Source organism: Paenibacillus amylolyticus, from assembly GCF_036894225.1.
Classification (GTDB): Bacteria; Bacillota; Bacilli; order Paenibacillales; family Paenibacillaceae; genus Paenibacillus; species Paenibacillus amylolyticus.
In genome coordinates this window covers 2,236,812-2,251,934 of record NZ_CP145892.1, presented here as the reverse complement: position 1 = coordinate 2,251,934, position 15,123 = coordinate 2,236,812, and the positions used below count along the sequence as shown (strand labels likewise).

Sequence of the window (15,123 nt, the reverse complement as noted above, 5' to 3'; positions counted from 1 at the left end):
AACGGTCTGTCGCTCAGCCATCCGGGCGAATGCCTACTCTGTTGATGCATTATAAGCAGCACAGGCTTGACTTGACACTCCAGATGTTAAAAATAATCTGAACGCCCTTTTTGAATGGATGCAAATGACTTGGCTTAAACTCAGTTCTGACGAGCCGGCTCGAGATCAGCCGCGGCATGCTCATCCCCCGGGTCCAAATCAATCACATATCGTCCAGGTGCAATCAATGCTGCCTGATGTTCACAACGCCAGCGACGTCCACCTGAAGAACCCAGCGTCTGTCCATCTTGCAGAACATCCCCCTGATCAAATATGTAATACGCTGCACCCAGTAAGGTCTGAGCCACCGTATCGGGATCAAGACCGACGAAGTGACACTGGACATCAGGTACACCCAGCGCAGATAATCCCACGGTATCCATGACCAAACCGCGCTGTTCCTCTGTACCTCCGGCTTGATACATTCGAACATTCATGGCTGCATACAGATGTTCCTCACGTTCCTGAGCTTGCGTATATGCTTCCGGTTCAACCAGCTTATCACTGCCATACCAATACAGCGCATCACAGGTCAAACTCTCCATGATTGCCAGTACAGTCTTCTGAAACAGCTCCAGGCGCTGTTTACGAGGCATGGCAGCCGTGAACATATCATGTATCCGAATGGAGTAACGCGCAGCTTCCACAGCTTGTCCTGCATCCGGCCAATGCCATGCTTGTTGCAGAGCACCGCCAAAGCGAGCACGATCTGCGATTTCATTCACAGGAAGCATACAAGTCTGAGCAGGGATATCCCCTTCCTGGAAGGATACCTTGTGGTCCAGATGATAGAAGACAAGCATCTCATGCTTTTGCCCTCCGCTCTCTTGTTTCACATCCAGTCGGACTTGTCCTGTATGACGGATCATAGCTTCCTGCAAACGCAGGCGATCCACCTCTGGACGTTCCCGGAACAAAAGTTCAACCATATACACCGGATGGAATCCGGAAGGTGTTTCATTTGTTTCGTTACTTTCAGTATTTGCTTCATTGAATTCTTTTGATTCATTTGTCATGCGATTTCCCTCATTCCTTACGCCGTCCCTCGGCTTGTGCCGTATTGAAAGGACCAAGTTCTTTTTCCACGTAGGCGCTAACCTGAGTAGTAAAATGTTCAAGTATACTCGGCAACTCTACGCTAAGCGGATGGAGCTCAGACCGCTCCCAAGTGTAATAATCCTGCACCAGTGGCTTGCGTAACGTGACAAGCTGACGCAATATCTCATAGGTAGGATTATCAAAAACCTTTTCTTCATAATTAATCTGAATAATATCATCATAGCTGCTTGCATCTCTCATGATGAAGCCGTCTATCAGATAACTTCCCACATCGGTAACAATCTCGATCGCCAGGTGAAGACAACGTTCCTGTACCATACCCAGCATGAGACTGCCATCCCAAGCTTCTGCTGCCCCGCGAAGCCCTTCAGCTACTTCCGGTACAGCAGCAAGCCGGCGGGCAATCTGTTCTCTGTTCACATAATACATTCGTTCACTTCCCGTTCAGTGAGTTATCGGTTCCGTTTCCCTCTTCGCTTAAGCCAGAATATCATCACAGGACATGCGATTAGAAACACAACAAAAATATATAGAAATTCCATAACGTCTCTTAAATCGCTCATGCAGAGTCCCCTTTATCTCAACGTAGTTTGAATGATAGATCAGATTTCGTAGTCCACTGCAATTGACTGTTCTCTGACTTCGTTCATGTACTTGATAACTTCCTGATGAAGCGGGTGTACCTGATACGCCTGGAGATCCTCCAGTGATGCAAACTCTGCTGTGAGTGAAATGTCGAACGATCTCTCCGAGCGAAGCACATCAATCCCGATTTCAAGTGAAACCAGGACATCAATTTTACCTTCCAGATTGCGAAGCACCTGAGCTGCAGCTTCAATACTTTCTGCTGAGCGATCTTTCATTTTGAACAGGACAATATGTTTTATCATCTGGGCAAACACCTCGTTTAATATAATAGTAGAAATGAATGAATTTTCATGTATCCAAAATATATCATAACGTTCTCTATTACGAAAGGATACTTGGAAACGTTCTCTTGATTAAGAAAAACTAATCCGAACCGTTTCCTTTCGATTCGGATTTCTTTTGCGATCCATCCTCCGTCTGTTTCGCGGAGTCATCCTGCAAAGTTTGTCCTGTTTCAGCCTGCTGTTTGATGTCGTCCGGGGTTTGCTGCGGTTTGGACCATTCACGATTCGTCAGATACTCCTGATCCTCCTGTTTCTTCAACACTGCAATGGCCTGTCTGAGCTTTGCAGGCAATGGAAGACCGATTTTGGCATAATTCTCTGTAATCGAAATGAGTTCATTCACCAGATAGAAATAAATAGCTCCGCCTTTGATAAAATCGGTTCCCATGATCAGATCAATTCGATGAGCAAGCAAAACAACTGTCAGCATGAGCCCTTTGCGAGCAATCCCCCAGAATCCAATGTTGCTATTCAACCCGGTACCTGTTCTTACCGCCGCTGCCAAACCTGTTATATAATCCACAGCCATCGCGACCGCGAGCAGGCTCAGCAATTGATCCCATCCGCCAAAAGCAAACGTAACAAATGCTCCCGAGATGACAGCAAAGGTATTCACAGATAGATGCACGTTCCTCACCTCTCCTTTACACTTGAGTATCATACAATATATGTAAAAGTAAGAGATTTGACAGGTCACATGTCATGCTGAACATGCGGATTTATCATTTCAGATTTGTGCACATCCTCTTCGCAACAGTGGAACGAAAATCACATGCTTTTGGGGAATTCAGGGAAATAAACCGCATCATATCAACAAAAAACAGATAAAAGTTCTTTAGACCTAGTGATAAGTAATTGGAACTATATTATTTTTATTCCTGTCCAATTTCTCCCCTCATTTTTAGTGAAACATTGTAATCTAGGAATATACTAGGATGTGAATTGCGCATGGTCTAGTTCGTAGTTCCCTCTTTATCGTGAATTCACGCATTGACGCATTTGTAACCGGTAATCCCGGCACTTGAAAGTACCCCGTTGTTTATTGTAGTATTTGGTTAAAAAAAATCGGAGGAAATATGCCTAATCAACCAGAACAACATTCCATCCAGGCGTGGTCTCTGATCAACCGTAAATACTTGGGAAAAGGCGTCCGTGTTAAACGATTCCGAAAACCGACACGCTGTCAAATCCGCAATCGTGTTCTTCTTGCCGTGCTGATGGCCAATGATATCAAGTTGTCCCAGCTTGCTGAAGACCTCTCCATCTCTTCACGCAGTGTCAGTGCGTGGGTATATGAAGGACGGATACCCGGCAGTACCAATTTGGACAAGACTTGCCAATTACTCGGCTACCCGCGTCATATTCTCTTCAATGAAGAAGTTGTGCGTAATAGCCCTGTCATATGTCAACCCGAGTCATCTCGCTTCATGAAGCGTACGGTGACCCGTTCTCCGGTTAGTAACCGTATTTTGACAGGCTTGTGTATGGTCCATGATCTGTCGGTGACAGATGTCAGCCACTGGATCGGGGTTCATCCCGGCACTTTCCGCAAATGGCTGCATCAGGGAACACTGCCTTCTGCTGCATTTCAGGAACAAGCGGAGCAATTTTTCCGTATCCCGAAAACTATTTTGTTCGCAGATGTCATCTTGAAAGATCGTCGCAACAACTAAATAAGCGAACAGCCAAAAGGCTCTGATCTCCCCATAGGGAGGCCAGAGCCTTTTTTAAAATAAAATGTATGCCTCGTCTCTCGGATTTGAAGCACTGTTCTGGCTACTCCATCAGAAATGTCAGATAACCTACCCTTTTTCACCTTTTGCTCCCAAGGAGAGCCATCACAGCCCGTTACAAGCGAAGTTAAAGCATTTCATCATGATCATTCTCTCTAAAAGGTCATCCTAAACTCGTGTTCAATACTTCATTGATATATCTCAATCCGGTATATCGAGGACGAAGCGTATGCGCTGTGTTGAATGCATGTTCCACCATCTCAGGGGTTACACCGAGTTGCTCAGTAGTCACAGGTCCACCTACTTGTTCCAACCATGCGATGAGCTGAGAAGCCTCCGGCAATTGATCATATATCCCAAACACCGGTTCGCCGGATGTCTGTGCAAGTTCTTTATATTTCACTGTAAGCAATGCACATGCTACACCAACTTTGGCACCATGCAGAACCGGTCTTTCTCCCGCTTGCATCAGATCCATCTCCAAAATATGGGACAGATGATGCTCACCTCCGGATGCCGGACGGGAATGGTCGATGATCAGCATGGAGATACCGGAAACAATTAATGCGTCCATTAATACAGCTACTCCCTCTGCTCGCCCCTCCGCAATCGCTTGTACATGATCTATGCAGGTATGCAGCGCTTCTTCTGTCATCCGATAAGCAACCGGACAGAACGGTTCCCCGCCCAGTTCACGAGAAACAATCCAGTCTGCAAGTGAAGTATATTTACCAAGCATATCTCCGAATCCGGCAGCCGTCATCACTTGGGGAGCTTGCTCCAGGATATTCATATCGGCAAAAATGGCTTCAGGCGGAACAGCCTGAAATGTCTGTTTGATTCCGCTTACAATTAAGGGTGCACCCGCAGAGGTAAAGCCATCTACTGAAGCCGCTGTCGGTATCGACAGAAAGGGCTTATTCATTTTGGAACAAACAAATCTCACCAGATCATGAATGGTACCTGAACCCACCGCAATTACAGCCTGACTTTCGAGTCTCACACCCAACATGACCTGTACAATAGCTGCTTCATCCGCAATGATATCCCCCGTGCGATTCTCCGGTAGAGCGATCTCATCCACATGCATTCCCGCTTCGCGAATACTACTCAGCACATCAGATCCGGCGGCCCGAAACGTATGTCGATCATAAACAACCGTCACCTGACGATATCCTTGCTCAGACAAATAACCCGGTAACCTCTGAATGGCACCAGCTTCCAGATGTATCAGCATATCCACCACTCTGTGTTGATGACCGCAAGCACACTGCTGTGCTTCCTCATTCCATGCTGCAATTCGTTCGTTCATATTCATTCGCTCTTACCCTCCCATATGAGATATCATGCATAATTAACGGGTTAAAACCACAAGATAAAAAAGGAAATAAAATGTGATGATTTTCCTGATCACACTTTACTGCCTGTACCCAATATTTGCAAATCCATATCTCACATTTCCAAGTAGGTGAAGCAATGAAATTAACGAAAGAATTAGGAATTTCGCTCGGATTTCTCGCCGGAACCACTTTTGGCAGCGGTATCGCTTTTTTGTTTTGTCTCCAGTCGGTTGAAGTGGTTGCCAGTGTAACGCTATTTGGTATTGCAGGAGCCATTGCCGGGATCATCACGGCAGTCATTCTGCGCCAGCGGCAACATTAGCATTAGCATGCTGGTAGCAAAATGCAGGCTTCACACGAATGATCCACAAAATAAAAAAGGTTCGTGAATTGCCCTAGAGCAACTCACGAACCTTTTTTGTTAGATGCGGTCGAGAGGACTCGAACCTCCACGGGGGTTAGCCCACACGGACCTGAACCGTGCGCGTCTGCCAATTCCGCCACGACCGCATAATATGTATCTCCTCATCCATCGATGAAAAGCGTTAAGGTGAAACAATTCCTTGTTTTACCGTAATTCAGAGTATACATGCTCCAAAATAAAAATGCAACTTCTTTTTTTATTCATTCAAGAATAGGACATATGTCCTTTTTTCACAACTTCAAACACCCTATCGTAGCATTAAACAACAAATATACCATCCATACGAATGCAAAAATGAAGGAGAGATCCACCTTGAAAACAACCCATCTGTGTTTTATCGGTGCCGGGTTTCATGCATCCACGAATATTTACCCTTCTGTTGTTGAAGCCGGAGCGCAGATCCAGGCCATTGCCACACGCAGTATGGAACGCTCTGAAGCAGCTCTGCTGCGATTTGGCAGCAACGGACAAGCGTATGACAATGCTCAGCTTATGTTGCAGCAGGAAATCTGTGACGGAGTGGTTGTGGTCGCCCAGCCTGTTGATCAGACCGCTCTTGTTCTCGAATGCATTCGGGCTGGCAAGAATGTATACGTGGATAAGCCGCTCGGATGGAACGCAGCGGAAGCCACCACTGTAGCAGAAGCTGCCGAGCAGGCTGGCGTCGTTGTCATGGTCGGTTTTATGAAACGTTATGCCCCCATATACATGAAGCTGAAGGAGCTAATTGATAGTGGTTCGCTAGGTAAGGTACGTTCATTCCAGATGAAATTCGCTGTAGACAGTACCCCATTTTGCAAGGATGAGGAACAGTTCATGAAGCTCGCTGCCATTCATATGGTTGATCTGATGCGTTACTTATTCGGAGAAGCAATACGAGTTACAGGCACAACCGTGAAGGACGGGGAACACATTAATCAAAGCATTTCCCTTGTATTTGAGAATAACGTAGTAGGCAGCGCTTATTTTACCGGCATGAGTGCTTGGTCACGGGAGAGTGAAAGTGTACTCGTCACCTTTGACAACGGATTTGCGTCAGCTGAAGAGATCAACACACTTACTGTTCATCAATCCCGAAGCTCGACCAGCCTTCCCTGGAAATCTCTCGAGGAGCAAGATACCGTATATACGCCTTCCGGATCTCCCATGTCAGGAGCTTATCGTGACCTTTATCTACGCGGGTTTGTTGGTGAAATGGCGCACTTCATCGCGTGTTGCCAGAATCAGACTGTCCCACATTCCAGCGCCAGGGATAATATTGCAACAATGGATCTATGTGACTCCATTCTATCGTCACTGAAGTAGCGTATATACGCTCATCATCATATTTTATACTTCCAGCGAAGAGCCTGAAACCGGGGCTCTTTTTTATATTATAGACATCAGCACATCTGCCTTCGACTATAATTAGGGTTTATAATCCGCATCATAAGTGATATGCTCTTTCATGAACTATACGTACGTTATGTAATATAACCACCCAAATAGATACTATAGAAAATCACCGTAAAGTGGAGGTGTACTTATAATGAAAAAGGACGCAACCAAGCTATGTCCCGCGCCATACGGCTGTTCCGTGGAAGTTACCCTCAGTGTGATCGGAGGCAAATGGAAAGGTGCCATTTTGTATCATTTATTCTCCGGTCCTTTGAGATTTAACGAGATCCGAAAATTGTTTCCTGACATCACCCAGCGTATGCTCACCCTGCAACTTCGAGAGTTGGAAAGCAGCGGAATTGTTCATCGTGAAATATACCCCCAGATCCCACCTAAAGTGGAGTATTCCCTCACACCATTTGGTGAAACGTTACGGCCGATTATCTTCAGCATGCGAGATTGGGGAGAAACGTATACAAATGAGGTTCTGGCCAGATCCTCACAAGAGGTATAGTACACAAAAGAAGCTGTCCCTAGTTTTAGGGAACAGCTTCTTTGCTTGCTTATTTAATAACCGATTGGATCGTAACCGTACGGTTACGTCCCTCTTCCTTCGCTTGATACAATGCATTATCCGCCAGGTGAAACAGTTCTGTGGATGTTGTGGAGTGCTTGGGATATTCAGCAATTCCAGCCGAGATGGTGACGGAACGATCTATAGGCAATATGCTTTCTTCGACCGTTATTCGGATACGTTCAGCAATCTCAAAAGCGACGTTAGACTCGGAATTTCTTAACAAGACTACAAATTCCTCTCCACCAAACCTGGCGCATACATCTTCTGGTCGAACAGACAATTGAATGATATTGGCAATGTGTTTTAATACTTCATCCCCAGCATGATGCCCGAATGTATCATTAATGGACTTGAAGCGGTCGATATCCAGAACAATAATGGAGAATGGCGCCTCATCCTGAATCCATTCCTGAATGACTTCTTCGAAGGTTCTGCGATTGTTCATGCCTGTTAAAACATCTGTTCTGGCATCATAGACAAGCTGGTTTGTCTGTTTCCTAAAGTTCGCTAATGCGCCAACAACTGCTCTTGTTAGAAGGTCTGCCTCTCTATTCCAGTGAGGTTTCATCACAGGCAGTTCTACTTGTCCCTTATCGACCTGATTCACCAAATCAGCCAGCATAGCAAAAGGACTGGCCAGCTTGCGTGCAACCCGAACCACAATAAGGGTCAGGATCAGGAAAGGCACTGAGGTGTACAGTAACAACATACGGATATGATGATTCAACTGATCGTACACCGTTTGGGTTGGAGACACGATTACGACGCCCCAATCTGTTGATGGAACTTTGTAATAACCTGCAAGCGAATCCACACCTGCCAGGTTTTTGTATTGTTCTTTACCGTGCTTGTTTACTAGCAGCTTTTGCACCACTTCATTTTTACTGACATTTTCACCAATTCGGTTGGTGTTTGGGTGAAATAACAAAGTGCCCTTCTTATCCACAATAAAAAAGTAGGACCCATTACTTGTCTTGAGCTGACTGCCAAAAGACAGACTCAATATATTATTTTCCTGCAAAAAGATATTTCCACCGATTGTTCCTTGGTAATCCCCTGCAGAATCAAAGATCGGTTCACTGACAAATACAATTCTGCGTTTGGTTCTGGGTGTCTGGTACGCTTCGGAGATATACGAAGTTCTCAATTTAACCGCTTCTTTTGCTGCATTGGAACTAACATGGTGACCTACACTAGCCTCTGAGTAAGGTGAGGTTGACCTGACTACCCCAGCTTTATTTACCAAAGAAACGGAATTGAAAAAATTACTGCTATTGCGAACCAAATCCAATGTGGAATTCAACTCTTTTGTATTGGAGTGATCCATATCCGGGAAATAATTGGCTGCATATTTCAAGCTCTCTTGCATGGAATAAAAAAGCGAATCCAGCGTTTGACTCATTTGCACAGCGCTTGCATAGTTTAAGGACAGGGTGTTATCAATGAGTGACTGTTTCTGAGATGTATAAGATGAGATGACCATGAGGGTCAATGTCATTATAACTGAAATAGTGACCAACCCGCCGAGTAAAGCCGTGAGGCTGATCTTCTTGATGTTTTTTATTTTTCTTCGTAATCTTCTAGATCTCTTGATCTGTGCAATCATCGTTTACTTCCCCCGGATTTTCATGAAAAAGCATATTCCTTCTATCTTATACGAAAGTTGTTAAGATCAAATAAAGAGACTGAGAAATCTTAACAATTACATCGTAAGATTGACGATTTAATGACATTTTACTTTCCCTGGAAGAATCACTGTTCAGGATCGCCCTAATCGACAATGATATATCCTTCTTCTGGCTCTTGTTCAACAAACCCTGCCATCTGACGAATCTGAAATTCGATCGGGTGATGACTACCCATTAAAATGCGATTTTGAACTTCATCCGCTGTTTCTGTAGGTAATGCGAATGCACGTGTATAGGCAAACTGTGCCTGAAGTGTCGTATAGATCGCATTGACAAGCCGATCATTGCCCGCACGCCCGAACACATTAAGGATCACAGCTCCGTTCGAGTCCAGCTTGTCCTTGACCATGGCAAAAAAATCACTGGATATAAACTGCTCGGGTGTACCCGTTGCCGTAAAGGCATCAATAATAATATAATCATATGACGCAGCAGGTTCCTGGCCCAATAATTCACGACCATCCCCAATGAGCACAGGACTTCCCTCATATCCAAAAAAGGTCCGGCTCAACTCCACGACCTCTGCGTCAAGCTCAGCCACCTTTACCTGACGATCAGACAAGTAGGTTGGCAATGTGCCAATACCATGTCCCACCACAAATACGGTATCAAACTCAGGATCATTCCGTTCCATTAGATGCACCATCGCTCTCGGATACTCCAACACCATCCGGTTAGGCTCATCCAGATCCATGGCTCCCTGCACAGCTGCATTGGAGAATTCTAATACACGAAACTGGCCCTTCTCTCCATAAAGCTTTTTGGTATCATATACCGTCAGCTCATGCTGTTCACTTTTATTCCGATACAGAACTCTCACTAACCGTTCTCCCTTCGATCTCTTGCACACATTCGACATATACCTTCATTCTATTACACGGGATGACAACATACCACCCTATACTTTAAAGATCATAGTACAACAAAAAAACCGTTCCGACTCATACGGAAACGGCCTTTTGATGAACGTTTTAACACTTCTAAGACCCTATGGCCTCATGCAGAGCCTGGACATATGCTACACCCAGATTAGAGAGAGAAGTGCTCTTGTGGCTTATCCACCCTACATTAATGGATTCCTCACATTCCAGCGGTACAGGAATGATCTCGTCTCCGTTCAGATCAGCGCTAAGTACACCCGTAGAGATCGTATAACCGTTCAGACCAATCAACAGGTTAAACAATGTTGCGCGGTCATTGACCTGTATGCTTTTGGGGTGAGATAACGTACTCAGGATCTCTTCGGAAAAGTGAAAGGAATTATACTCTCCCTGATCAAATGACAAGTAGGGATAATCCTGCAGTTGCTCGATTGCAACCGACTCCTGCTTCGCCAGCGGGTTCTTCACACTGATAAAGATATGAGGCTTGGCTGTGAACAAACTGGTGAAAACCAGCCCCGCATCTTTTAACAATTTGTTAATTACCTTGGCATTGAACTCATTCAAATACAGGATGCCAATTTCACTGCGCAGGCTTTTCACGTCCTGAATAATCTCGTAGGTCTTTGTCTCCCGAAGCGCCAACTCGTATTCATCCTGACCATACTGCTGTACCAGACGAACAAAGGCATTCACTGCAAACGCATAATGCTGCGTCGATACAGAGAAGTGCTGCGGGGATGGCTTGGCGTTCAGATAACGATTCTCCAGCAATTCAGCTTGTTCTACCACCTGACGTGCATAACTCAGAAACTCAACGCCTTCTTTAGACAGAGATATTCCCTTATTGGTACGTTCAAAAATAGTAATTCGCAACTCCTGCTCCAGATCCCGAATGGCATTCGAAAGGCTGGGTTGCGAGATAAACAACCTTTTGGCTGCTTCATTCATGGAACCGCGCGTGGCAACTTCGATCACATATTTTAGTTGTTGTAATGTCACTGCACTATTCCTCTCTTTCTGGTTCAACAGGCAGACCAACGGTTGCTTCTTCCCACAGAAGTACATTCCATGGACTGTCTGCCCGCTCGAACAAATGCTCTACAAGCGAAAAGTGCTCCAGGGCTGACTCCGTCTCCAATTCTTCATGCCAATACTGACGTCCTATAAGGTAGGCAAGCCCGAATTCCGTCCAACTTGAATACGCCTTTTGAATTCGCTGCGCCATTTCATACATAAACGTCCATGCCGTCTTCTCATCTACATAACCGACCTGCATCGCCATCCGTGTAATTGATATGGCTCTTCCCCAGTCCCAGGCGCTGATGCTTGCCGCATTCAGGCGACTGTCATAGAGCTGGATGACCCTCAATTGAGTTCTGAGCGTCTCTTCCTCCAAACCAAGGATGTAGTTTTCCTGCTCCTGATGAGTCATTACGGACAATAACGCCCTGTGTTGATCAAATTTATCATGGTGCCCGCTTCCTTCTCGAAAACTTTCCATTTGCTGATGAAATGACTGCTCGTCCCGAATACTCCATGCCCGACCAAACATCTCAATGATGCCTTCCCTTTTCCCATCCAATCGTTCAATATCATACCCTGTGGCAAATTCCAAAGCATTTGCCTCAAGTAAAATGGCTCCCGCTGCCAGTGTCCACTGCTGTCTTGTATCAAGCAAAGAATGCATCGTTGAATACCTCCACGTTATAATACGGTCTGAGCTCTTCATCATTCAATAGATCAGGGAATTGAAGTGGTACGGTTTGTTTCAACCCCATCTGGAATATATTGAATTTCAGCTTATTGAACCAGGCTCCCCGTCGACTCAGACGCTCTTCCATATCCTGCAGACGTGCAAGGTAATCCGGATGATCAGGTCGGTCTGCCACAGCCTCTCTGGCATACACAAGTGCCGGCTCTCCTTGACCAAGATGCATATAGGATAAACTCAGTAAACTGCATGTATCCCCCCGCAAACCAAACTCGTAAGCCCGGGTCAACATTTTGCAAGCGACATCGTATTTACGTGCCTGATATAGATGTAAGCCCCCATAATAATAGCTGTAACCATCAATCTTGGCAGGTTCTACTGTTTTATAATAATGCACCATAGCGCTGTCCAACTCATACCACTGCTTGAGTTCGGCAAAGATGCGAATCATTTGTAAAAGCGCCCACGGATTATTAGGTTCGTGATCCTGAATCTTCAAAATCCATTTTGTTGCCTCCTCAAACTTACGATCCGCAAGCAGGCAGACAGCAATCATTTTTGTTAATAAAGAAACCTCCGGTATCTTTTTATGGAGCACTAAGAAGAAATCATGGGCAGTGCTCCAGTTCTTTCTAGCAAAATGGAGATCCGCTGCTACACCAAGAGCTTCATCTTGATACGCAGTGTCCCCAGTCTCCAAATATTGTTCAATGGTAGACAACGTAAGATCAATCTTGGCTTGTCTTCTGTAGGTTGTAAATAGATGATACAGCGTGCTCGGATAACTCTCGATACGTAAACAAGCTTGGAAACACTGAACAGCATCCTCGAATCGATCTACATTCATATACGATATGCCAAGGTAGTGATAGAGATCAGCACTTTCATTACCTTCATTCATATAAGTCTCAAAGCAAGTTATAGCCTTATCATACTGTTCTAAATGATAGTAACTGAAAGCTAATCCAAATTCATAGCCTGCGCCACCATTTAATGTTTTTGCCTGTAAATAATTCAAGGTAGCCTGTTCATATTGTTCCAGCGCTCGATAGGCTTCACCGAGATAAAAATAGACTCCCGGCTCTTCTGACATGTATTCTTTCACAATAAGACCGTCTGATATTACTGCCTCATCATGATCAAGATCATAATTGACTTTTATGCGTAAGTACAAAGCCTCTTGATGAACAAAGGCTTCTTCTGTGGACATTGCGACAGACTGATTAAGGTACTGTAAAGCAAGTTTTCGATCTACATCATATACGGTTTGACCAGCCGAAAACCACGCTTTCCTGCTTAACAGTACTTCTGATCCAAATCCTTCAATCATGGATATTACCTTGTCTGATCTTTTCCTTATACGGTAAAGCTCGATCAGTTCCTCGATCTGTTCCGTTCCAGGTTGGATGTTATTTTGAAACTCCTCTTCCAAAATCGTGATGCGTTCTTGCTCATATTCATTGCGTACATGCCATAGACGAGTTCGCAGTTCCAAGTCCGCTGGGAATCGTTCTAACGCCGCCTTATATAAGGCTATGACCTCATTTTTTCTACCCAACTGGATCAGACACTGCGCTGCAGATGATAAAGCAGGACTATAGATCACTGCTTCAGTTGCATCCGACAACTGCATGTTGATGGATAACGCTTCTTCAGCATGTCCACACTTCAGTAACACGTCTGCCAAGTGACGGAAAATTTGAGGCTCATTTTGTAGTATAGTTGCAAGCCTGGAATACATGTGGAGTGCAGTCTCCCAATCCTCAACATTCATCGAATATACCGCAATCAAGCGCAGTAACACAGGGTCTTGTTCATACATTGCGTAAGCTTTGCCCAACATCTCGTGCGCTGTGTCCAAGTCTTGATGAATGAGTGCACGTCTTGCGAATTCACGAAAATATAAATAATCGTCGATCTCCAAACCATCTGCTGCCGCTTGGTGTAAAAATTCAAGCTGCAAATCATATAGACTTTGACTTTGGTAACGAATGTGACTTAGAAACGAGTAAGAAAATCGCTCGCTTAACTCCTGTTCATTGTCCATCCAGCCAAACGTATCATCTAATAATTTCCATACCATACTAGGCAGCCAGCTTCGTTCTGCCAAAACATCTAACAATTCGATGTGTAGTCTTTCCCGAACCTGAATGCTCCAGAATTGCTCATCCTCCACAAGGTTCACCCATAGATCGTAACGAATGCGTGAGTCAAAATCTTCATACAGTCTGATCGTTCTCTCCAGAAAATGATTTACAACTTCACGTAGCGGATCTTCCCGCTTAGGAGGAGCTATATGTAAGTCTTCGATATGTATACCTTGAGCTAAAACCTGCGTATCTTCCGTGAAGTGGTGTGTACGATCATCATCAAAATCAACATTTATCGGTTGGATCGATCCTGTTGATGCTATTTTTCCAGCTTGCTCGTAAGCTGCTCTAAGCTCCTTGAACCCTTCGGGATTCTCTTCTGGATGATTATGTTTTAACCGTAATGAATAAGCCCGTCTAATCGCATTTAAATCTTTAGTAGGCTCTATACCAAGTATTCCCCAGTAATCCATGCTGTCGTTCCTCTCTTATCTAGAATTCTTCTCAACCTACAGATGTAGTTGCTATCAAAAAAGTGTAACATCGCTCATTAATATATCATATCCCTTCTTCAGTATGCTTTTTTTCAGACAACCCTCTTCGTAAAAAGCGATATCAAACGACTTCGTCATACACTCGATATTAAATACTAGAAACAGCAAAAAGACCCGCGTCATCATGACGTGGGTTTTCGGATTCAAATAGGTAGCAGTGCCATCAAGAGAATAGGCTCTGTTTTTCAAAAACAGACATCTGGTTCTCCCCGGTAATAGGACATTCATCAGGATACATACTTCGTTTCTCCAACTTCTCGTCGATAAAATCAACCACCTGCTGTAGCGAAGCAATCTGTGCTTCAACTTTCTTCCGGTGATTCACCAGCATCTCCCGTTCATCCGGGAAATCGGCGAGATCGGAATCCATGGACATTTGTAAATAAGGCTTCATTTCCTCCAGAGACATTCCTGTTTTTTTCAGGCAAGTGATCAACTTCATCGTATGGATATCCTCCGAGCGATATACCCGATGGCGATTGGCCTTGCGTTCCGCTCGGGGAAGCAGCCCAATCTTCTCATAATAACGAATTGTATCTTCTGATAATCCGGCCTGTTCTGACGTTTCTTTAATGGAGAACACTTCATTCTCACTCATCATATGGGCCTCCTCCACATTCATTTCTCTCCATATTACAACTTGGAGCTGACTCCAAGTCAAGCATGATCCATTCCATCCCAACACCCCTTGACTTGGAGTCGACTCCAAGTTATA

The 15,123-nt window shown here is 44.8% G+C and carries 14 protein-coding genes, 1 tRNA gene and 1 pseudogene; 4 read left to right on the top strand and 12 right to left on the bottom strand.

Annotation, left to right across the window (positions count from 1 at the left end; all coding sequences use genetic code 11):
• Window positions 1–140: 140 nt before the first annotated feature.
• From V6668_RS10190 to V6668_RS10175, 4 genes and pseudogenes are all read right to left on the bottom strand, one after another.
• Window positions 141–1,055 carry a DUF4261 domain-containing protein gene (locus V6668_RS10190; RefSeq protein WP_076326966.1) on the bottom strand — a complete coding sequence of 305 codons (915 nt, stop codon included), beginning with the start codon at window positions 1,053–1,055 and terminating at the stop codon, window positions 141–143.
• A gap of 10 nt (window positions 1,056–1,065) precedes the next feature.
• Entirely contained in the window at window positions 1,066–1,527 is a 462-nt protein-coding gene (locus V6668_RS10185) for a DUF86 domain-containing protein (protein ID WP_338708328.1), read from the bottom strand.
• A 173-nt stretch (window positions 1,528–1,700) separates the two neighbouring features.
• The gene (locus V6668_RS10180; protein ID WP_017689429.1) at window positions 1,701–1,988 is read right to left on the bottom strand and encodes a Dabb family protein; all 288 of its coding nucleotides are present in this window, start codon (window positions 1,986–1,988) and stop codon (window positions 1,701–1,703) included.
• A 286-nt stretch (window positions 1,989–2,274) separates the two neighbouring features.
• A pseudogene (locus V6668_RS10175) lies at window positions 2,275–2,658 on the bottom strand (phage holin family protein); the annotation flags it as partial.
• 448 nt (window positions 2,659–3,106) lie between these two features.
• On the opposite strand from V6668_RS10175, the gene V6668_RS10170 reads away from it, so the two are divergent.
• Complete coding sequence (locus tag V6668_RS10170; RefSeq protein WP_017689431.1) at window positions 3,107–3,703, top strand: helix-turn-helix domain-containing protein; 597 nt, start codon at window positions 3,107–3,109, stop codon at window positions 3,701–3,703.
• A 223-nt stretch (window positions 3,704–3,926) separates the two neighbouring features.
• On the opposite strand, the gene V6668_RS10165 is transcribed toward V6668_RS10170, so the two are convergent.
• Window positions 3,927–5,081 (bottom strand): sn-glycerol-1-phosphate dehydrogenase, encoded by a 1,155-nt coding sequence (locus V6668_RS10165; RefSeq protein ID WP_338708327.1) that lies wholly within the window; start codon window positions 5,079–5,081, stop codon window positions 3,927–3,929.
• A gap of 158 nt (window positions 5,082–5,239) precedes the next feature.
• Between V6668_RS10165 and V6668_RS10160 the strand changes: the two genes are divergently transcribed.
• A complete protein-coding gene (locus V6668_RS10160) occupies window positions 5,240–5,425 on the top strand; it encodes a hypothetical protein (RefSeq protein ID WP_338708326.1) in 186 nt (61 codons plus the stop codon).
• 104 nt (window positions 5,426–5,529) lie between these two features.
• On the opposite strand, the gene V6668_RS10155 is transcribed toward V6668_RS10160, so the two are convergent.
• A tRNA-Leu gene (locus V6668_RS10155) sits at window positions 5,530–5,613 on the bottom strand.
• A 226-nt stretch (window positions 5,614–5,839) separates the two neighbouring features.
• On the opposite strand from V6668_RS10155, the gene V6668_RS10150 reads away from it, so the two are divergent.
• Together V6668_RS10150 and V6668_RS10145 are read left to right on the top strand one after the other, a co-directional pair.
• On the top strand, window positions 5,840–6,832 hold the full coding sequence (locus tag V6668_RS10150) for a Gfo/Idh/MocA family oxidoreductase (RefSeq protein WP_338708325.1): 993 nt from the start codon (window positions 5,840–5,842) through the stop codon (window positions 6,830–6,832).
• Between the two features lie 223 nt (window positions 6,833–7,055).
• Window positions 7,056–7,418, top strand: a complete 363-nt coding sequence (locus V6668_RS10145; protein WP_036609739.1) for a winged helix-turn-helix transcriptional regulator — start codon at window positions 7,056–7,058, stop codon at window positions 7,416–7,418.
• 49 nt (window positions 7,419–7,467) lie between these two features.
• On the opposite strand, the gene V6668_RS10140 is transcribed toward V6668_RS10145, so the two are convergent.
• The 6 genes from V6668_RS10140 to V6668_RS10115 form a co-directional block, all read right to left on the bottom strand.
• A complete protein-coding gene (locus V6668_RS10140) occupies window positions 7,468–8,979 on the bottom strand; it encodes a sensor domain-containing diguanylate cyclase (protein ID WP_338708324.1) in 1,512 nt (503 codons plus the stop codon).
• A 272-nt stretch (window positions 8,980–9,251) separates the two neighbouring features.
• Window positions 9,252–9,989 (bottom strand): fused MFS/spermidine synthase, encoded by a 738-nt coding sequence (locus V6668_RS10135; protein ID WP_338708322.1) that lies wholly within the window; start codon window positions 9,987–9,989, stop codon window positions 9,252–9,254.
• A 160-nt stretch (window positions 9,990–10,149) separates the two neighbouring features.
• A complete protein-coding gene (locus V6668_RS10130) occupies window positions 10,150–11,052 on the bottom strand; it encodes a LysR family transcriptional regulator (protein ID WP_017689438.1) in 903 nt (300 codons plus the stop codon).
• A gap of 4 nt (window positions 11,053–11,056) precedes the next feature.
• On the bottom strand, window positions 11,057–11,740 hold the full coding sequence (locus V6668_RS10125; RefSeq protein ID WP_338708321.1) for a DUF1266 domain-containing protein: 684 nt from the start codon (window positions 11,738–11,740) through the stop codon (window positions 11,057–11,059).
• Window positions 11,724–14,327 carry a hypothetical protein gene (locus V6668_RS10120; protein WP_338708320.1) on the bottom strand — a complete coding sequence of 868 codons (2,604 nt, stop codon included), beginning with the start codon at window positions 14,325–14,327 and terminating at the stop codon, window positions 11,724–11,726. Before V6668_RS10120 ends, V6668_RS10125 begins: the two co-directional genes overlap by 17 nt.
• Before the next feature lie 244 nt (window positions 14,328–14,571).
• Window positions 14,572–15,009 carry a MerR family transcriptional regulator gene (locus V6668_RS10115; protein ID WP_422395249.1) on the bottom strand — a complete coding sequence of 146 codons (438 nt, stop codon included), beginning with the start codon at window positions 15,007–15,009 and terminating at the stop codon, window positions 14,572–14,574.
• Window positions 15,010–15,123 lie beyond the last annotated feature (114 nt).